This is a genomic window from Pirellulales bacterium (assembly GCA_019694435.1).
In the GTDB taxonomy this organism is placed as follows: Bacteria; Planctomycetota; Planctomycetia; order Pirellulales; family JAEUIK01; genus JAIBBZ01.
In genome coordinates this window covers 25379-46289 of sequence record JAIBBZ010000007.1, presented here as the reverse complement: position 1 = coordinate 46289, position 20911 = coordinate 25379, and the positions used below count along the sequence as shown (strand labels likewise).

The 20911-nt window shown below is 66.3% G+C and carries 10 protein-coding genes; 8 read left to right on the top strand and 2 right to left on the bottom strand.

Annotated elements, in window-relative coordinates:
- The first annotated feature begins 425 nt into the window (after window positions 1-425).
- Window positions 426-1070, top strand: a complete 645-nt coding sequence (locus tag K1X74_08085) for a cytochrome P460 family protein (protein MBX7166295.1) — start codon at window positions 426-428, stop codon at window positions 1068-1070.
- Window positions 1071-1109: 39 nt separating this feature from the next.
- Here the strand turns inward: K1X74_08085 and K1X74_08080 are convergent, their stop codons facing one another.
- Window positions 1110-1907 carry a transporter gene (locus K1X74_08080; protein ID MBX7166294.1) on the bottom strand — a complete coding sequence of 266 codons (798 nt, stop codon included), beginning with the start codon at window positions 1905-1907 and terminating at the stop codon, window positions 1110-1112.
- Window positions 1908-2483: 576 nt separating this feature from the next.
- Between K1X74_08080 and K1X74_08075 the strand changes: the two genes are divergently transcribed.
- Genes K1X74_08075 through K1X74_08045 form a run of 7 tightly spaced genes read left to right on the top strand, consistent with a single transcriptional unit; the run spans window position 2484 to window position 17317 of the window.
- Window positions 2484-9908, top strand: coding sequence for an SDR family NAD(P)-dependent oxidoreductase (locus tag K1X74_08075; protein ID MBX7166293.1), 7425 nt, complete (start codon window positions 2484-2486; stop codon window positions 9906-9908).
- Window positions 9905-13354 carry a polyketide synthase dehydratase domain-containing protein gene (locus K1X74_08070; protein ID MBX7166292.1) on the top strand — a complete coding sequence of 1150 codons (3450 nt, stop codon included), beginning with the start codon at window positions 9905-9907 and terminating at the stop codon, window positions 13352-13354. Before K1X74_08075 ends, K1X74_08070 begins: the two co-directional genes overlap by 4 nt.
- On the top strand, window positions 13351-13638 hold the full coding sequence (locus K1X74_08065) for a hypothetical protein (GenBank protein MBX7166291.1): 288 nt from the start codon (window positions 13351-13353) through the stop codon (window positions 13636-13638). The genes K1X74_08070 and K1X74_08065 overlap by 4 nt, the downstream gene beginning before the upstream one ends.
- A 3-nt stretch (window positions 13639-13641) precedes the next feature.
- Window positions 13642-14517 carry an alpha/beta hydrolase gene (locus tag K1X74_08060; protein MBX7166290.1) on the top strand — a complete coding sequence of 292 codons (876 nt, stop codon included), beginning with the start codon at window positions 13642-13644 and terminating at the stop codon, window positions 14515-14517.
- Between the two features lie 6 nt (window positions 14518-14523).
- A complete protein-coding gene (locus K1X74_08055; protein MBX7166289.1) occupies window positions 14524-15675 on the top strand; it encodes an ABC transporter permease in 1152 nt (383 codons plus the stop codon).
- Window positions 15668-16420: an ABC transporter ATP-binding protein gene (locus tag K1X74_08050; GenBank protein MBX7166288.1), complete on the top strand. Its 753-nt coding sequence runs from the start codon at window positions 15668-15670 to the stop codon at window positions 16418-16420. The genes K1X74_08055 and K1X74_08050 overlap by 8 nt, the downstream gene beginning before the upstream one ends.
- A 12-nt stretch (window positions 16421-16432) precedes the next feature.
- Window positions 16433-17317 (top strand): hypothetical protein, encoded by an 885-nt coding sequence (locus tag K1X74_08045; protein MBX7166287.1) that lies wholly within the window; start codon window positions 16433-16435, stop codon window positions 17315-17317.
- 236 nt (window positions 17318-17553) lie between these two features.
- On the opposite strand, the gene K1X74_08040 is transcribed toward K1X74_08045, so the two are convergent.
- The gene (locus tag K1X74_08040; protein ID MBX7166286.1) at window positions 17554-20871 is read right to left on the bottom strand and encodes a serine/threonine protein kinase; all 3318 of its coding nucleotides are present in this window, start codon (window positions 20869-20871) and stop codon (window positions 17554-17556) included.
- Between the last annotated feature and the right edge of the window lie 40 nt (window positions 20872-20911).

The window sequence follows — 20911 nt, the reverse complement described above, 5'->3', positions numbered from 1 at the left end:
CCCGGTGCGCGCAGGATCCCCCCAACTCCGCTCGCATCGTCGCCGTCCTGCAAGACGATTGAAGCTTTCCATCACCGCCTGCAGGGCCTTTGCAGCTTCCGGGCTAGCAGGCTTTTTCACGGCCCTCAGGCACCAGCATCAATAGCGCCGGCAGGGCTACGACGCCACGAGCGCCACGGCAACGCTCGGCGACAGCCGGCGTACCATCAGCAGGCAAACGCCGCGCGATGCACACGCACCTGAAGCGAACTTGGCGACGCTCGCGGGGCGATGAGTCGCACGCCGATGGCCGAAACGGCGTCCTCCGATGTCGCCTGAACTCGCCGTTTTGACGCCCCCTTGATTGACACCGCGAAGTAGGGCGAAGAGCATGATGCGTCGGCTCAATTGCTACGCATTCGTTTGGCAAACCTGACTGGTGTGTCATGAAGAAGAAGCCCGCGCTGGTGACGCTCGGCGGCCTGATGTTGTCGGTCGGGCTGATCTCATTCCTGGCGCCGCGATCGACGGCCGAGGAAGGCGCCCCCGCCGGGCGCGACTCGTCGGCCGCGATGGCGCTGCCCCAGTACAACGACGCGGGCGAACTGCTGCGGCCCGAAGGCTACGAGCGTTGGACGCTCGTGGGAACGTCGTTGGGATTAGACTACTTGCCTGGCCAGGATCGTGATCCGGCGCGGCCGGGCGTGTTCCACAACGTCTACATGCAGCCGCAAGCATTCGATCACTACGTGCGCACGGGCGAGTGGGCCGAGCAAACGGTGTTTGTCGTGACGAACAACCCCGCGATGCGGCGGCAAGGCGAAGACGAGATCAATCGCCAGGGGACCTTCGCCGCTCCGACGCAGGGTCTGGAGGTCTCGGTTCGCGACACGCGGCGGTTTGACGACGGCTGGGGATATTTCCTGTTCGCCGCGAATGATCGCGGGCGCGCGGCGTGCAAGCCGCTCCCCACCAAGGATTGTTTCGAATGTCACGCGCAACACGGCGCCGACAACGGCGTGTTCGTGCAGTTCTACTCGGTGTTGCGCTCGGCGCGTCAGCGCCAGCTCGACAAGCCTGCCGGCGAATGACCTGGCCTGGCGTCGGGGCGCGCGGCGCAAGATGCGCTGTCAGAACCGCCAGCCGATACCGACGTTGTTGAAATACCGGGCCGACTGTTCGTTCAAGCCGAAGCCGAAACGCATGCCGAGCTCGATGTTCGGCGTGACCAGGAAGTGACCACCGAAGCTCGCGAAGTGATGGCTGAAGTCGGAGGCCGCATGGCTCGACATGATGCCGAAATACTCGGCATGCGCGTTCCAGCGTTCGCCGAAAGGAATCCTGAGCACGGTCGACGGTGCCCATTGATTCAAGTAGTCGCCTTCGTCGAATCCCGTGCCGAAACGGAAGGCCGAATCCCAGCGCCAACCGTTGGCAAACTCCCAGCCCCAGGCCTCGCCGAGGGTAATCGTCGACGCGTTCGAAGGGCCTGAAGTCGGCGTATAACCCTGGACGATGAGCGAGCTGCGCGGCGTCCAGCCCGATTGATCCGAAAGCTGGTATTTGCCGCCGTATAGGACACGCGATTCCTGCTCGGCCACGAAATCTTCGCCGCCCACCTCGCCGCCCGAAACGGTGCCTCCTCCGCCTACCTCGTAGTTCCAGCCGGCGCGGAGTTCGAATCGCTCGGTCAGCCCGTGGCGCACGAGCAGTTCCGGAACACTGTGCGATTCCGGCCCGAATCGGTTGTCGATGAATGAATACGACGACTCGAGCAGGTTTTCGCGCGGGGCAACCGTATTGGTGGCGGGCGTGAAAGCGTCGCGGTCGGTTTCGAACTCTTCGCCGCCGCCGGCTTCGGCGCCCGCTACCTGTTGCGCACGCGCGAACGACGGCCACCCATGGTGGATGGTCGTGGCCAGGGCCATCCATGCCCCGAGAGCCGCACAGAGCCTAGCGCGTTGTCCCGCCAAGTTTTCGCCTCGCTACCACGGTGTTCATACCTAGGATCGGCCAGTAAGTACCTGGGCTGGTGAACGGGGCGATTCTACGGCCTCGATTCCCGCGAAACTGCGAGGGGGGCGCCAGCGCAGACGGATTCTCCGGCAGGGTTTACCGAGCTTGCCGCCAAGGGTCTACCGCCTGCGCCGGCAATCGGAGAGCGCTTGCCGACTGGCTCGCCGGTCGGTGCAGTTGGCGCCGCTTCGTTCGCACAGTGGGCCGTAAGCCGCCCTCGACGAGAGCGCAAGTCCTTGGCCCATCACGTACCGCGCGGGTGGGTAACAGACGGCCAGGGCCCTGCGCTTACCAGGGCAGGATGATCCGCCTTTGCAGGAAATTGGGGCGGAAAAGGCGGATTATGGAGAGAATCGCTACCTCTTCTGCATTATCCTAACGTCGGACGGTGAGCGGGTTTCGCTCTCGGCCGCCGCACACCGGGCGCAAAGTCCGCGGCGGTTTGCCCGATCGCACACCATGCGAAAGTGCCACAGAGGATTTGTTTGATGCAGCGCAGTGATCTGTTTGTTCTCACGCCGCCGGGGCATGCCGACCCGGCCCTTGCCATCGCGGCGAGTCGAGCCGGTGCTCGCGGCGTGCTGGATCTGGAATTTGCCAGCGGCCCCGAGGCCATTCGTGCCGCACATGCCCGTCTGCAGCAGTTCGGTACACAGGGATACGGAATCAAGCTGGGCACGATGACCGGCTGGCTCGCCGACGAGCTGGTCGCCACGCGCCCGATGAATCTGCGTTGGGTCATCCTGGCCGGCGGTATCGGGCCAGACTTTGCTGCCCGGATTGGCACGCTCCAAGCTGCCGGTTTCGAGGTCTTTTGCGAAGCCGTCAGCGTCGAGGAAATGCGGTCCGCGGCTGCAGTCGGCGCCCAAGGCCTGATTCTCAAAGGTCACGAGTCCGGCGGTCGGATCGGCGACGAAACGTCGTTTATTCTGTTGCAGCGCTGGATCAAACAGGTCGCGCCCGAAATGTCCACTCCGCCACCCGTCTGGGTCCAGGGGGGCATCGGCCTCAATACGGCACCGGCTTGCGCCGTGGCTGGCGCGCAAGGCGTCGTGCTCGACTCGCAGGTGTTGCTCGCCCGGGAAGCCGCTTGGTCCGAATCGACCCGCATTCGCCTCGAAAACTTCGATGGCAGTCAAACGGCCGTACTGGGCGACGAGTTCGGCTACCCGATTCGCGTGGCCCACGAGCCACGGTCGGCGCTGACGGCCAAGCTCGGCCGCCTGGCGTCAGAAATCAAAGCCAGCGCGGCAGACAGCGAACAACAGCGGCAGGCCTGGTGCAAGGCCGCCCAGGCCGTGTTGTCGGCTAGCGATGCTCCCGAATTGAGAATCGTCGGGCAGGACGCCACGTCTGCAGCGGCGCTGGCCCAGCGCTATGTAACCGTCGGCGGCATCGTTCAGGCAGTCGTCGAGCGCGTCGCCGAGCACCTGGCGATCGCACGGCGATTGCGAACATTGGGAGAGAACTCGCCGTTGGCGGAGAGCCACCGCACGCGCTACCCGATCTTACAGGGGCCCATGACGCGCGTCAGCGACACGGCTGAATTCGCGGCTGCCGTGGCCGAAGCGGGCGGGCTGCCGTTCTTGGCGCTGGCCCTGCTGCGCAAGGCCGAGGTCACTGAATTGCTCGAAGCGACACGCGCGCTACTCGGCGATCGGTCGTGGGGAGCCGGCATCCTCGGATTCCTCCCCCCCGAAATTCGCACCGAACAAACCGCGGCCATCCTCGCCACGCGGCCTCCCTTCGCCTTGATCGCCGGCGGGCGCCCCGATCAGGCGCGGGTCTTTGAGAACGAGGGAATTCCAACCTACTTGCACGTCCCATCGCCGGCCTTGCTGCGCATGTTCCTCAAGGACGGAGCCCGGCGCTTCGTGCTCGAAGGTCGAGAGTGCGGTGGCCATGTCGGACCGCGCAGCAGCTTCGTCTTGTGGGACGCCGCCTGCGAGGTGCTCCTCGAGCATCTCGGCACGCACGGCACGGGCGAGGATCTACACGTCGTCTTTGCCGGCGGCATTCACGACGGGCTTTCCGGCGCAATGGTCGCGACGATGGCCGCACGGCTCGCGCAACGCGGCGTGCGCGTCGGAGCCCTCCTGGGGACCGCCTACCTGTTTACCGAAGAGGCCGTAGCCTGCGGGGCGATTGTCCCGCGGTTTCAGGCCAAGGCCCTCGATTGCGAGCGAACCGTGCTGCTCGAAACCGGCACGGGCCACGCCATCCGGTGCGTGCCGACGCCCTATTGCGACGACTTCGCCGAGGAGAAGCGCAAACTCGAACAGGCCGGTCGCACGACTGAGGAGATCACGCGGTCGCTCGAATGGATGAACGTCGGCCGATTGCGCGTCGCCTCGAAGGGGGTTGACCGGGCCGGCAGCGACACGGCGGCACCTGGCAAGCTGTTCCCCGTGGCCGAAGCCGACCAGGAAAGCCGGGGCATGTACATGATCGGCCAACTCGCCGCGCTGCGCCGCGAAGTCATCACGATCGCCGAGCTGCACGCCGAGGTGTCGACCGGCGCCGCGCACCTGCTGGACCGGCGAACGACGATCCAACCCTGCGACTCGCGACACCGTGCCGAATCGCCGTGCGAGGTGGCCGTCATCGGCGCGTCGTGCTTCTATCCCGGCGCTACCAGCCTGGAGCAATATTGGAACAACATTCTGCGCCGCGTTTACAGCGTGACGGAGATCCCGACGACCCATTGGGATTGGTCGCTGTACTACGACCCCGATCCAATGGCGAAAGACAAGATCATCTCGAAGTGGGGCGGTTTTCTATCCGACATCCAGTTCGATCCGTTCCGCTATGGGATCACGCCGGCCGCGATGAAGGCCGTCGAACCTCTGCAATTGCTGCTGCTCGAGGCGGTGCGTCACGCGCTGCGGGAGTCGGGCTATGAGCAACGCCCGTTCGCCCGCGAGCGGACGGCTGCGATCTGCGGCATCGGCGGCGGCGGCAGCCCGATCGCCACGGCGTACGGCTTTCGCACTTGCATGCCGCTGATCGATGGGGTTCCCGGCATGCCGATCCGCGGCCGTGAGATCGTCGAGCGCTGCGAAGGCATGCTCCCCGAGTGGACAGAAGACTCGTTTCCCGGCTTCTTGATGAATGTCGCCGTGGGGCGGGTCGCGAATCGGTTCGACCTGGGCGGTGCGAATTATGCCGTCGACGCGGCCTGCGCCTCGTCGCTGGCCGCCGTGCAGCTCGCAGTGCGCGAATTGCAGACCGGAGCCAGCGATTTGGCCCTGGCCATGGGGGCCGATACGGTCCAAACACCGTTTGCCTACATGGCCTTCAGCAAGACGTTTGCCCTGTCGCGCCAAGGCCGGTGCCGGCCGTTCGACGCCGCGGCCGATGGCATCGTGCTCAGCGAAGGTATCGGCGTCGTCGTGCTCAAACGCCTGGCCGACGCGATGCGTGACGGCGATCAGGTGCTGGCCGTCGTGCGCGGGATTGGTTCGTCGAGCGACGGCCGCGAAAAGGGCCTGACCGCGCCCAACGCCTCGGGCCAAATGCGGGCCCTGCGCCGCGCGTATGAACAGGCCGGGCTCTCGCCGGCCCGGCTCGGATTGGTCGAAGCGCATGGCACCGGAACGGTCGTGGGCGATCGCACCGAGTCCGAGTCGCTCGGTACCTTCTTGCAGCAAGCAGGTGCCACACCCGCGCAGACAGCCGTCGGCTCGGTCAAGTCGATGATCGGCCACAGCAAGTGCGCCGCAGGCATCGGCGGGCTGATCAAGACAGCCCTGGCGCTGCATCACAAAGTTCTGCCGCCCACGCTGGTTGAAACGCCGAATCCGGGCGCCGGATTTGGCGCGGGCCCGCTGTATTTGAACACCGAGGCCCGGCCCTGGATTCATGGCGGCGCCGAGCCGCGCCTGGCCGGTGTCAGCGCGTTCGGTTTTGGGGGCACGAATTTCCATGTCGTGCTGGAAGAGCACGTCGGCGACTTCACCCCGACGCCTGCCCGATCGCGTCAGGCCTGGGACGCCGAGTTGATCGTCTGCCGCCAGCCGACGCGAGAAAAACTGCTGGCCATGGCGCAGCACATCCAGCAGGGGTTGTCGCGCGGCGGAAAGCCGCGCTTGGTCGATCTCGCAGCGTCGACCTGGCGAGCCAGCTCGACGGACCCTGGCCATCCGACGTTGGCGCTGGTGGTAGCTTCGATCGACGAACTTCGCGAGCGGTTGCCATTGGCGCTGCAAGCGCTGCGCGGCAGCGAATCCCAGCACGCCGACCCCCGCGGCATCTATTTTGCCGCCCATCCGACGGCGAATCGCGGTCGCGTGGCCCTCTTGTTTCCCGGACAGGGGTCGCAATACCCCAACATGCTGGCCGATCTGGCGATTTCGTTCGACTGCGTGCGCGAGGCCTTCGACGCTGCCGCGCGGCAGTTGTCGGGCAGATTCGACGTGCCGCTGGAACGGTTGATCTATCCGCCCTCGGCCTTCGACGATGGGGCTCGGCAACAGGCTGCGCGGGACCTGGCGCGCACCGACGTCGCGCAGCCGGCCCTGGCCGCCGCGAGCCTGGGTGCCTGGGCGCTGTGGCGCCGGCTGGGCATGAGCGCCGAGATGGTGGCCGGCCACAGCTTCGGCGAATTGACCGCACTGTGCGCGGCAGGCACGCTGTCGCCGGCCGACTTGCTGCACCTCGCCCATCGTCGCGGCGTGCTGATGGCTGCCGCGGCCGGCGGCGACGCCGAAGGCCTGCTCGCCGTCGATGCCGACCAGCGTGCCGTGGCCGAATGCCTGCAAGATCTGCCCGGCGTCACGCTGGCCAATCTGAACTCCCCGTCGCAAACCGTCATTTCGGCCAGCACCACCCAGCTCGAAGCGGCCCGGGCGAGTCTGGCGGCCGCGCGATTGAAGACGCGCGACCTGCCCGTCGCCTGCGGCTTCCATTCGCCCTGCGTGGCGTCGGCCGCCGCGCATCTCGCCGCCGAGCTGCGCGAGATCGCCTGGATGGCACCGTCCGTGGCGGTGTATTCGAACACGACCGCCACACCGTATCCCGACGAGCCCACGCGGATCGTCGAACGGCTTTCCGAGCACCTCGCGGCGCCGGTCCGCTGGATCGAACAGGTCGAGGCGATGTACGCGGACGGAGCCCGGGTCTTCGTCGAGGTCGGCCCTCAAGGTGTCCTGACCGGGCTGGTTAAGCAAATTCTGGGCGAGCGCGATCACGTCGCCGTCGCGACCGATCTGCGCGGTCGCTCGGGTCACTTGCAACTCGTCCAAAGCGTGGCACAGCTCCTGCTGCGCGGCGTGCCGCTCGAGGTCGATGTCCTCACGGCGGGCCGCAGCCAGTCGCCGTTCGCGCTCTCCGATCTGGAAAAGCAGTCAGAGCTTCCGCCACCCACGCCGAGCACCTGGATCGTCAATGGCGTGCGAGCCCGACCGCTGAACGCGCCCGAGCAGCCGCACCTGGGACAACGGGTCACCGCCGCGCAACTGCCGGCGGCCCCGTCCCCGGCCCTGACGAACGGCACGCATCACCCCGCAGTCAAACCTGATTCCTCGCTGACCATGAGTCCATTGCCCAACAACTTTCCGGAACCTCCTTTGAATACGAATTCCCCGGCCGCGACGAACGGCCATGCCGCGACGACAGGCGCCTGGACCGCCGCATCGGCCGACCAGGTGGCCGACGATGCCACGCTTGTGCTGTGCCGCTATCAGGACTTGATGGCCAAGTTCCTCGATACCCAGCAGGCCCTGGTCCGCGACTATCTGCAATTGATGTCCGGCGGGCCCCTCGCGCAAACGCCCTTACCGTCCGTTCCGGCGGCAGTCGAAATGCCCATTGCCACGGCAGCCTCGGCGCCGCACGTGGAAACGCCCTCCGCAGAAGCCCAGCCGGTTGTAGCGTCCGCAGGGGCAGCCGAGGCCGCGCCGGTCGAAGTGACCCGCGAGGAGCTCACGCGCCGCCTGTTGGACCTGGTGTGCAAGCGAACTGGTTATCCACAGGAGATGCTCGACCTGGACCTCGATCTCGAAGCTGACCTGGGCGTCGACTCGATCAAGCGCGTCGAGATCCTCGGTACGCTGGCCGAGTCGCTCGGGGGCAAGGAGAGCGAACTCGGCGGCCGGCTCGAACTGGAAAAGCTGACGGTCCTCCGTACGCTGCGCGGCATTCTCGACTACCTGGCGCAACACGTGCTCACGCCGCAGACGGCCGGCACCAACGGCAGCGCCGCGTCGCATCCCGAGACCAATGGAAAATCATCCGGGACCAACGGCACGCCGCGCTTCGACGCCACGGCCCATCGGGAAACCGGCGAACTCGCGGTGCAACGTGCCGTCGTCGAACTGATCGATGCGCCACTGCCCGGAGGCGCAGCGCCGTTGATTCCCTCGGGCACCGTGGTGATCACCGACGATCAGCGTGGCATCGCCCGGCACTTCGCTTCGCGGCTGGCCGATTTCGGACAGCAAGTCGTACTCGTACGCATGGTGCCCGGCGCCGCGGCAGTCGACGAAGTGGACGGCATCTACCGGGCGGACCTGGCCGATGCCGAGCAAGTGGAAGCACTCGCCGAACGGCTCCGCAACGAGTGCGGCACGATTGGCGGATTGGTGCATCTCGCTCCGCTGGCCGCCCAGGCAGGCGATGTGCCGCTGACGGAGCAGATCTATCGCGATGTGAAATCGACCTATCTGCTGGCCCGGACGCTGGAAGACGATCTCGTGCAAGCCGGCGCGAACGGCAGCTCGCTGCTGCTCGTCGGGGCCTCGTTGGGCGGGCAACTCGGCTTCGAACAGGGACCTTTAAGCGAACATTTCCGCGCCGGCCATGGCGGCATCCTCGGCCTGCTCAAATGTATCGCCCAGGAATGGGACGCCGTGCTGGTACGGGCCGTTGACGTCGACCTGGCCCGTGATCCGGAAGAGCTGGCCGAGGCACTCTTGGCCGAGTTGAGCGACCGCGAGGGTCCGGTCGAAATCGGCATCTCTGATCGCCGCGTAACCTGGAAGCCGGCGTCTGCTCCGTTGATCGATCTGGCGGCCGACGACTTCGCGTTGCCGCAGGGCGCCAAGATCCTCATCACCGGTGGGGCCCGCGGCATCACCGCCAAGGTGGCTGTCGAGTTGGCGCGCCACGGACAGCCGCACCTGGTGCTGGTCGGACGTACGGCGCTGCCGTCGGACGACGAACCGACCGAGCTGCAGGCCTTGACAGAACCGGCCGAGTTGAAGCGTGCCCTGATCCAACGGCTCGAGGCCGCCGGGCAGCCGGCCACGCCCAAGGCCGTCGAGCGCGAACATCGACAATTGCTCGCGGCTCGCGAAATCCGGGCCACCTTGGCCGAGATCGCCGCCGCCGGAGCAACCTGGGAATACCATGCCCTCGACGTGCGCGATATCGACGCGTTCGGCCGCCTGATCGACCAGCTCAATGCGACGGGCGGCGTTCAGGGGGTCGTTCACGGGGCCGGCGTCATCGAGGACAAGCTGCTTCGCGACAAGACGCCGGAATCGTTCGACCGTGTGTTCCGCACGAAGGTCGACAGCGCGCTCGTCCTGGCCGAGCGGCTCGACCCCACGCAACTCAAGTTCTGCGTGCTGTTTTCGTCGCTGGCCAGCCGCTACGGCAATCGCGGACAAAGCGACTACGCGGCCGCCAACGAAGTCCTCAGCAAGCTCGCCGCGCAACTCGACCGGCGGTGGCCCGGCCGCGTGTGCGCGATCGCCTGGGGCCCCTGGTCGGGCGTAGGCATGGTCGCCGAACTCGAACCACACCTCGTCCGGCGCGGATTGAAGCTCATCACGCCCGCAGAGGGCCCCCGCTTTGTGCTGGCCGAAATCGCGACGAGCGAGAAGGGCCCCTGCGAAGTGGTGATTGCCGGAGGTGCCGAGCACCTGGTTCGTCCGCGCAAGATTAGCGCCACTGCCGCGCAGAACGCATGAGTGTCGTCATGGCCACGGTCACATCCCCTTCGAATCGCGCCGCCGGCGATGCGCCGGCGCGGCCCCTGTGGCCGACGGAACTCGTGTTCGTGCAGGCCGAGCAGACCGCGGAGCTTGCCGAGCGATTGACGACGCTGGCTCGCTACTGCCGCGATCGACACGATCTCGAACTCGCTGGCGTCGCGCGGGCGATCAATTCAGCGCGCAACATGCAGCCCGTCTGCGCCGCGTTCGTGGCCAGCGACCTGACCGACTTGAGTCGCCGCTGCGAGGCGCTCGCCGAGCACTTGCGCACCAGTCCCCGGCAACGCGTACACGATCCGTCGGGCAGCTACTTCGAGCCTGAGCCGCTGGGCATCTCCGGCGGCCTGGCCTTGTTGTTTCCGGGCGAGGGAGCCCAATACCCTGGAATGTGCGCCGATTTGAGCCGCGCCTTCCCGGTAATCGGCGAACATCTGCAACGCATCGACGCCGACGTGGCGGGCGACGCCGGTCCGCAGGCGATTAGCCGTTTCTTCCAGCCGCCCGGCGACCTGACGGCCGAGCGCCGCGATGAGCTCGAGTCGTACCTGCGGCAGGTCGACTATGCCATGTTCAGCGTCTTGACGGCCGACGGCGTGCTGTTCGACCTGTTGACACGGCTCGGCCTGGTGCCCGACGCCCTGGCGGGGCATAGCGCCGGTGAATTGGCGGCCTTGGCCGCCGCCGGTTCGATTGATGCGGCCGCCGACATGAAGACGATCATCGGCGCTATGCGCGACCTGGGCGCAGCCGAGCAGCGGAGCGAGCAGGCCGAGGCCCTGTTGTTGGCCGCGGCCGCTCCGAGCGAGAAATTGCAAGCCATCATCGCCGAAACGCTGCCTGAGGAGTTGGCGGCAGGCCCCCGGCAGGCGGTCTTCGTGGCGATGGACAACTGTCCCCATCAGGCCGTGATCGTGGGGCTTACCGAACCCATGCTCCAAGTCGAGGAGGCCTTGAAGGCGCGCAAAGTCGTCTGCGAGCGGCTGCCGTTTTCCCGGCCTTACCACACGCGATTGTTCGCGCCGTTCATGGGTCCGTTGACCGAGATGTTCGACGCGGTCGACTTTGCGCCACCCAAACGGCGCGTCTATTCGTGCACGACGGCCCGGCCCTTTCCCGAGGAACCCGAGGCGATCCGCGCGATGGCGCTGGCCCATTGGTCTTCGCCGGTCGAGTTTCGAAAGCTGATCACGCAGCTCTACGACGAAGGCATTCGTGTCTTCGTCGAAGCCGGGCCGCGCGGACTGCTGACCGCCTTTGTGCAAGATATTCTCCGCGGGCGCCCGCTGGCCGCGATCCCGGCCGATTTGCCCCGGCGCCACGGAGTCACCCAGCTCAACCATCTGCTGGCGCAGTTGGCCGTGCAGCGGGTGCCGATCGATCCGGGTTATCTCTATGCGGTCCGGTCGGTGCGTGCGCTCGACGATCCGCTTCGCGCGGCGCAACCTGTTCAAGAAGCAGCTGCTAAACCGCGCGCCCCGCGGTCGCCCAAGCCCGGGGCCGGCGAGGTGCTGGCACGGCACCTGGCCCTGATGGATCGTTTTCTGAGCGATCAGCAGCTCGTGTTTCAAGACTATCTGCGAACGCGCCGCGGACCGAGGCTACCGGCCCGCGCGCCGGCGCCTGTTGGTCCCGCAGCCATGCCGCGCGTCGCGCCGGTGGCACTCGACGCATGGCCCCTTGCCGGCAAGCTCGTGCAACATCAACCCGGCACCGAGTTGCTGATCCATCGCGCGCTCGACCTGGCCGAAGACTGTTATGCCGACGAACATACCGTCGGTGGCCGCGACATCAGTCGCATCCGGCCGAGCCAGCGAGGCCTGCCGGTCATGCCGATGACCTTTATCCTGGAAATGATGAGCGAGGCAGCTTGCCAGCTTGTCCCTGGGATGGTCGTGTCCGCGGTGAGCGAAGTGCAAATCTTGCGCTGGCTGGCCTTCGACGAGCGCCGGGTAGGCACGGCCGAAATCCGGGCGCGTCGTCAACCCGAACAAACGCAATCCGGCGTCGTGCGCATCGAGGTGGCGGTGCGCGACCTGGGCCTGGCGGCCGAGTCGAACACCGTGGCCGGCGCCACGCTCGACGCGGGGCTCGTCGCCCGGGGTACCGTCGAACTGGCGCCGCGATACGCTCCGGCGCCGCGCGTGGCCCCGCCCACGTTTCAGGGCGAACAACCCTGCCGGGTCACGCTCGCCACGTTGTACCGCAACTTGTTTCACGGCCCCTCGTTTCAGGGCGTCCAGCAACTCGTACGGTTTGGCGAGGAAGGACTCGCGGCCCGGCTCGAGGTGTTGCCGCGCTCGCAATTGTTCCGCTCGCTGCCCGAGCCGCGATTCTTGATCGACCCGGTGACGGTCGACGTCGGCATGCACCCCGCTGCTGCCTGGCACCTGGAGCAGGCGGATCAATCCGGGCGCATCTTGCTGCCGTTCGAGCTGAAGCGCATCGAGTTCTTTGGCCCGAGCCCGGCGGTCGGCTCGAAGATGGATGTCTACAACTACATTGTCCATGCCTCGCCGCGTCAATTTACTCACGGTGGTGAAATCGTCCACGCCGACGGCTCGCTCTGGTGCCGCTTGACGGGCGTCAAATGCTGGCGGTTCTACTTGCCGCTCTGCGAGGTGAATTTCAACGGGCCCAAGGACGAATATTTCATCTGCAAGTCGTGGCCCGAGGGTTTACCGGATGCTGTGCGGGGCAACGAGGCGGACGTGGCGTGTGTGCGGCTCGACCCACGCGGCGACATCGCGCAGAGCAACATGCAAGAAGCTGCGGCCAGGGTCACGCTCTGCGAGAGCGAGATGCAGACGTTTCGCGCCGCGCGGTGGAGCAACGCGGAACGTACAGCCTGGCTGTTCGGCGCGATCGCCTTGAAGGATGCCGCCCGGCAGTATTGGCGGGCGCACTCGGGCGAAAAGCTGTTCATCGCCGATCTGGAATGCGCGGCCGACAGCTATGGTCGGTCGTCGATCCGATTAAGCGATGGTCGGCGCCCCCCAGGCTTTCCCACCGTCACGGTGGCCACGTCGCCCACAGCCATCGTGGCCGTCGCGACGCGTCGCGCCTGGTGTGGGGTCGGCCTCGCCGAATTGCCCGCGTCTGAGGACGATGCGCCACAGCTCGATGCCGGCGAAGTTCAAGTGCTCTCGGCAGTGCCCGGCGCTCCAGAAACTGCGCGCGCGTGGGCCAAGGCCGCGAAACTCGCGGTGCGTTCGGCCCTGGGGCCCGTGTTGATCGCCGATCTCGATTTGCTTCGAATTTGCGCCGTTGATCCAGCCAGCGGCGTGATTGAGCTCGAGCTATCGTCTCGATTGGCCGATGTGTATCCCGAATACCAGGGGCGCACGCTCCCCGTGCACATCATGCAGGCAACCGAGCAGATCGTCGCCGTCGCCGTGGCACCCGCAGCGCAGGATTCGCCATGACGGATCATGCCACACTACTCGCCACCGTGTTGCAGCACGTGCGCGAACTGGCCGGGTGCGATCCTCAGGCGGTGCGGCCAGACACCCATTTTTTTGCCGATCTAGGGCTGGGGTCGATCGATGCCGTGGTGCTGGGCGAACGTCTCGAGTCACAAATCGGCCGGCCGTTGCGCTTTGCCGAGGGACTTGCCGAGTTGGCCCGGCTAGGGCGTGACGATATCACGCTCGCCGAGATTGCGGCGCTTGTCGCGCTGCAAATCGCGTCGGCCCAGGAGGATGGTTGACCGATGCCGCACATCAAGCTGGCCGGCTACAACGCTTTCTATCAGCAGCAAGGGACAGGGCCCGACGTCGTGCTGTTACACGGTTTCACCAGCAACCTCGCGATGTGGATGTTTGGCGGGATCGTGAAAGCACTGTCCGACAGCTTCCGTGTGACCGCCTACGATCTCCGTGGCCACGGGGCCAGCACCGCGCCGCAACACGGCTACACGTCCGCAGACCTGGCGACCGACCTGGTCGAATTGCTCGATCAGCTCACGATCGAACGGGCCTGGCTGGTTGGGCACAGCTTGGGCGGCGTAGTGGCCATGCATACGGCGCATCGCGCGCCGCAGCGTGTCGCGGGGATCGTGTTGAGCGACACCTACTTTCCAGGTCTGGCGTCGACCGAGCCGGGCATGCCCCATGCGGAGATCTGGCAAAACTTGCGCGAACACTTTCAGGCCGCTGGCCACGAGATTGGCCCGACGGTCGACTTCCGCCGCTTGCTCGACGAGGTCGCTGTGCTGGACGCTTCGGCACGGACAGTGCTTCAAGATCGGCTCGGCGCCCCCGCGGCGCGATGGATCGCACAATTGCGCCCCTTGGCCGCAACTTCTGCGGCCGAAGAAGTGTTTGACCCAGCGGGACTGACGGCCGCCGTCCTGGCCACGATTCGCCAACCCGTGTTGGCGTTGTACGATGAACACACGCCCTTCGCGGCGACCCAGGCCTGGTTGAGCGAGCACTTGCCGCATTGCACGACCGGCCGCGTGCCCGGTGCCGCCCATTTGGCACTCCTGGAAAGCCCTGCCGAGTTCACTGCCCAGGTACGCGACTTCTTGCTGCGGCAAAGCGATCTGAGCGGGCGTGAGGCATTGCCCCTGGAGGCGAAACGGTAAGCGTCCATGTGGTTCTCGACCTTTCTTTGGCTGAACCTGGTGCGCCGGCGGGCTCGCTCGCTGCTCACCGCCCTCGGCATGGCGATCGCCGTGGGCACGAGCGTCGCTCTGCTTGGCGTGGCCGAGCAGTTCGAACGCTCGACGGTCGAATCGTTCGCCGGCCGCGGCGTCGACATCGTGATCCTCGAAAGCGGCATTCTCGACCAACTGTCGAGCGACTTGCAGCAGGAATATGAAGCGCCGTTACGCTCGGTACAGGGCGTCAAGGACGTGGGGCCCGGCCTGCTCGAGTTGATCGATTACTCGCACAGCGGCAACGTCGTCAGCGTGCTCGTCCAGGGATGGGTACCCGACTCGTTTCTGTTCGACACGATCAAGATTCGCGCCGGCCGGCGGTTTGCCGCGGGTGAGCAGGGTGTCGTCATGTTGGGCAAGACGCTGTCCGAAGTGCTGCAGAAGCAGGTCGGCGACATGCTCACCATTCAGCGCGAATCGTTTCGCGTGATCGGAGTCTACGAAAGCTTCAGCGTGTTCGAGAACGGCGCTGCCACGTTGCCTTTGGCCGAGTTGCAACGCGTGATGGCGCGGCCCGGGGGCGTGACCGGGTTCTCCGTGGTGCTCGATCGCTCGGGACCGCAGCCGGCGAACGTCGAGGAGGTTTGCCGACGCATCGAAGACCTGAGCGACGAGTCCGGCAACGCCTTGGGCCTGTCGGCCGTGGCCACGCAAGACTATGCCGACAACGCCGCGCATCTTCGTGTGATTCGCTCGATGGCCTGGGCCACCTCGTTGATCGCCCTGGTCGTGGGGGCCGTCGGTACCTTGAATACCATGCTCATGTCGGTGGTTGAACGCGTCCGCGAGATCAGCATCCTGCGGGCGATCGGTTGGCGCCGCGGGCGCGTGGCGCGGATGGTTCTGGGCGAGTGCTTACTGTTGAGCCTGGCGGGGGCAGTGATCGGCATTAGTGCCGCGGCGGGCCTGCTCGCGTGGTTATCGCAACTGCCCATGACGCGGGGCTTCATCACGGGTGAATTGCCGCTGGCGGTGATTGGCAAGGGACTGCTCTTGGCCTGTGCCGTGGCCGCGGTCGGCGGTGGATATCCGGCCTGGCGCGCGACGCGACTGATACCGGTCGAAGGATTGAGTCATGAGTGATCTGGCTCGCGAGCTGCCTCCGGGCGTGCCGCTGCTCGAGGCGCGTCAATTGCGGCGCGTCTATCCCAGCGGCAATGTCAACGCCGTGCGCGACGTCTCGCTCCGCATCGAACGCGGCGACTATCTGGCCATCATGGGCCCCAGCGGCAGCGGAAAGTCCACGCTGCTGAACTTGCTCGGCGGCCTCGATGTCCCCAACCAGGGCGAAGTCCGTTTTGCCGGGCGTCCGCTCGCCGAATTCCCCAGCCTCGACGCGTTTCGCTCGCGCGAGGTCGGCTTCGTATTCCAGTCGTTCCACCTGCTGCCCACGCTGACCGCGCTGCAAAACGTGCAAGTGCCCATGTTCGAGGGTGCTTTGCGCGCCGCGCAGCGACGCGCGCGCGCCGCCGAGCTGCTCGAAACAGTCGGGCTCGGTCATCGCTTGCACCACCGTGCCATGCAGCTCTCGATCGGCGAGCGCCAGCGCGTCGCGATTGCGCGGGCGCTCGCGAATCGGCCGTCGCTGTTGTTGGCCGACGAGCCCACGGGCAGTCTCGACTCGCACACCAGTGAAGAGGTGCTGAATCTCTTCGCGCGCTTGCATCGCGAGCAAGAACTGACCCTGATCGTCGTTACGCACAGCCCCCAGGTCGCCGCGGCGGCGGCGCGCGTCGTCTGGTTTCGCGACGGACAACTCGCGCCGGGACCGGATGTCAATGTCTCGATTCCCGATACCCCCAGACCGTCAACTCCCGCGGCTCGTTAAACAGTCATCGCCATGAATCTTTGGATCGTCCTCCTGAGCGCGGCCGCCGTGATGCAAGCCGCGCCGCCGCATGCCGAAAACCTCGTGTACAGAGAGTTGCGCGCAGGTGGGGTCACTCTCGGCGGCACCCAGACCGTCCCGCTGCCCGAACCGGCAATGCCCGACGGGCTCGATGCACCAGCGCAACAAGCCGTTCTGGCCAAGGTGGCCGGGACCGCCTATCCCCTGGCTCGACTGCTGCGCAACTCGCCGGTCGCGCCGCACCTGTTGCAGCAGCGCGAGCTCGATGGACCGGAAGGCCGGGGACGTGCCGTCGACGTCTACTTTGTGCTGTATGGCCAGCTCGATACGCTCGATGATCGCGAGACGCTCGATCGCGTGTGGAAATCCGAAGACGACCAGGACGTTGCCAGCTCCGGGGGCAGCCTCGAGGCCGGCGAATTAGCCGCTCGCAACATCTCTTGGAACGCCGCTCATGCCGACTTCGAGGCCTTTTCTGCCGGCGCTGCGTCGCTTTGGAAGCGGGTCGAAGTGGCATCGGTCACACACTCGCTCTGGACGCGATCGCCCGAGTCGCTGCTGGCGGCGGCGCAGACCGATCACCGCTTTGACGACGACGCCGAGCATCCAAATCGCTGGTGGCCGCTCGAACTGACCCCGCAGGGTACGTTGCAACGCGGCCAGCCGCAGGTCTATCCCGGCGTGGGCATGTATCTCAAAGTCACGCGGCTGCACGAACCTGCCGGCGCACTGTTCTGCGAAGGCCACCTGGTGTTTGCGGAACCCCTAGGCTGGTTCGACGGCAACAATCTTCTCGGCTCGAAGCTACCTGCCATCGTGCAGTCGCGCGTCCGAGCCCTGCGCCGCGAGGTCGCGCTCGCTGAGCAGCAGCGTTAGGCATTCCCCCCTGCGCCGTCCCAGCGGACCGCAACCGCTTCGTAAAGCAAGAGGTCAACGCGCCTGATTCACGCTCGGCCGAGAAGCTGTAACAAGCCACCGGGTCGGCAGGTGCCATACCCCGGCAAGTAATCGATCCAGGCCGAGGTGCCGGATCTACAGGATCCATCCGCCGGCGGAAATCAACACCCTGGCCGGTACGCGCACAGGCTTGTTGCTCCCCGACGCCGCGATGGTCACCGCCGCGGCGCACGCCAGAGGTGGATCGTCCCGTCGTGCATTCCGGCGCCAAGCGTTTCGCCATTGGGGGCGAACGCCAGCGTCGAAGGCGGCGTGCCCTGCGATGTCAACCGGAGCGTCAGCTCTGTGGTCGCCGTGTTCCAAAGCTTGATGGTCGCCAACTCGCTCGGATCGTTGGCGTGCTGTCCAAAGGCCGCGGCCAGCGTGCGTCCGTCCGGCGAATAAGCCAGGGCCCAAAGAGTTCCGTCCTGGCCCGAGATCGCCTGCAGCGATTCGGGCCGGCGCGGATCGGCGATCCAGAGGGTCCCATCATGCGTGCCAAAGGCCAGCTTGTCGCCGTTGGGCGAGAAGGCACAGCACATGACGTTGAAGGCGTCGTGAATGTCGAACTTGGCGACTTGCTGGCCGCTGGTCATGTCCCAAAGCGCTAGCAATCGATCAAAACCGCCGGTCGCCAGCCAACGGCCGTCTCGGCTGAAGGCCAGACAGCGAACCAACCGCCGATTGCCGGCGAGTTGATGAACGCCGGTCTTCGATTGCCAGTCCCACACCCGCAGATCGGTTGGCTCGCCAGGCCACAGTGTGCGCGCATCGCCACCGCCGCTGGCCAACAGCCGACCGTCGGGCGAGAACGCCAGGCAGGTGACCGGATCGCGTTGAGTCGGCAGCGTGAAACGCGCTGCTCCCGTCGCGAGGTCGTACAGGCCCACGGTCCGCTCGTCGACACGTACGGCCAAGGATCGGCCGTCGGGCGACACGGCCAATGGGCCGTCGCCGTGGCTAAGCTTGCCTCGATCGGCGCTGAGCGATCCATCGGCGGTCCGCCATTGGCGCACCTGCCCGCTGACGCTCGACGACACGAACTGCGAACTATCCGGCGTGAAGTCGAGCGCGATGACGCGTTCGTCGTGGGCCACGATCGATTGATCGAATGCCTCGGGCGTCGAGTCCCAGATGCGCAGCGTGTGATCGCGACCGGCCGTCACCAGCATGTCGGCGCGAGGCACGTCCGCCAGCGCGTAAATCAACCCGGCATGGCCGGGCCAGGACTCGACGACCTGGCCCGAGCGGACATCGAACGCCCAAAGCCGGCCCGCGTCGGTCGAGGCGACTAGGCGATGCCCCGCCTGGGAAAACGCCAGGCTGAAAAACTCCCCCGCGGGGCAAAGCAGCTCCTGACGCACCGCCCGTGAGTCGGCGTCCCATAAGGCCAGCTTGCCATGCGCGCTGCGAAACGCCACGAGCTGGCCATCGGGGGAACAGGCCACGTAATCACAAGGTCGCGGCGCAGAGATCTGAGCTTCGCATTTCCCGGTATCCACGTTCCACCACTGCATGGCGCCGGGACTCCAATTGGCGGGCCCGCCCGAGCCTGTGGCCAGGTGCGTACCGGTGGCGTTCCAAGCGACGCTATAGCACTGCCATTCGGCCGCCTCGGGCATCTCGGCCGCGACGCGCAACTGCAGGAGCGCGGGCCGCAAGAACTTCGGCGCGGCGTCGGCATCGCTTGCACTGGAGGTCAATTGCCAGACGTGCGCCGTACCGTCCCATACCGCCCCGGCCAGCTTCTGTCCATCAGACGTAAACGCGAGATCGTGGACCTCGGCCGCGAGCCCCTCGAGCGTGTCGATGGCAATCCCGCTGGTGACTTCCCAAAGGCGAACCGTCTGATCGCGGCTGCCAGTGGCCAGCCAGCGACCGTCGGGAGAGAACTCAACGGCGGTGACCAGGTCGCGGTGACCCAAGAATCGCCGCTGCTGCCAGGGCTGCGCCAGATCGCAAACCAGAATCGACGCATCGCGTCCCGGCCAGGCAATCCAACGACCATCGGGCGAGGCGGCCATGGCATAGACCGCGTCGACCGCGGCAAGCTCCTGCCGCAGTCCGCGATGACACACGCCCCACCAGTGATACCACTCGAAGCCGCGCAGATCGGTCGCACCGGGCGCCGGTCGATGCTGTTCGAGCAGCCCCAACGCCCGCCGATAATCGCCCGCGGCGCATGCATCCTGCACGTTGTTCAGATGGGCCACATAGAGATAGCGATCGGCCCGCGCGCGGGCCTGCGATTCGCGTTGCACGAGCCGGGCCTGCTGGACCGTGATGGCGGGTCCGGCCACGGCCAAACCGACGACCAGCAAGCCCAGGATCGTGACCACGGGGTGCCGGCGGCACCATCGCTCGGCGCGGCGCACGCGCCCCAGCGGCCGCGCAAGAATCGGCTCGCCGCGACGGAACCGCGCCAAATCGTCGGCCAAGGCCGCGGCCGTCGCATAGCGCGCGCCCGGCGATTTCTCCAGGCACTTCAGACAAATCGTCTCCAAGGCCCGTGGCACCGACGCATTGAGCGAACGTGGCTGCGGAGGATCGCTCGAGAGAACTTTGTCGATGACGGTCCGCGGATCTCCCCGAAACGGCAACTCGCCCGTCAGACCTTGAAACAACACCACCCCCAGCGAATAGACGTCGCTACGGGCATCGGCCTCGTGCGATTGCCCCCGGGCCTGCTCGGGCGACATGTAGGCCGGCGTGCCGACCATTTGACCGTCGATCGTCATGGTGACTTCGGCGGCCTCGCGCTTGGCGAGCCCGAAATCGGTCAGCAGCGGCTCTCCGGCGCGATCCAGCAGAATATTGGCCGGCTTCAAATCGCGATGCACGATGCCCTGGCGATGGGCATGCTCAAGGGCCCGGGCAATCGTTTCGGCAAGCTGGGCCACTTCGACGAAGCTCAGCCGCTGTTGCAACCGCTGGGCCAGCGATGCTCCCTCGACCAGGTCGCTCACCAGGTAGATTGTGTCGCCGTCGCGGCCGACTTCGTGCAGGCTGACGATGTTCGGGTGGCGCAATTGGGCCGCGGTCCGGGCCTCACGAAGAAACAACTCGGATTCGACGGTGGAAAGCGCGCCGCGGCGCGGAACCTTGAGCGCAACCAGGCGATCGAGTTGCGTGTCGTGAGCCCGCCAGACGGTGCCAAATCCGCCTTCGCCAATGCGCTCCAACAGTTCAAAACGGCCCAATCGGGAGCCAGCCGTCACGGTCGCACGGTCACCGCCAATCAAGCTGAACGAGTTATCGCAATCGCGGCAGTGAATGTGCGTCAGGGGCGTGTCGTCGGCAATCTCGATCGGCACCTGGCAATGCGGACAGCGGACGCGCAGCGCCGATGAATCGTCGCTCGATGATGCAGCACTCGCCGGCGACACGCCGGACGCTGCCGTAGAGTTCTCTGCCTGCCATCGCGCCGCGCCGACGATGCGCCGCGCTCGCTGCGTCGCGGTTTCCGGCGCCGGGCGATCAGCCGAAGGACCCATGGGAAGTCAGGCCCCGGTTCAGAAGCATGGTCAACGAAGC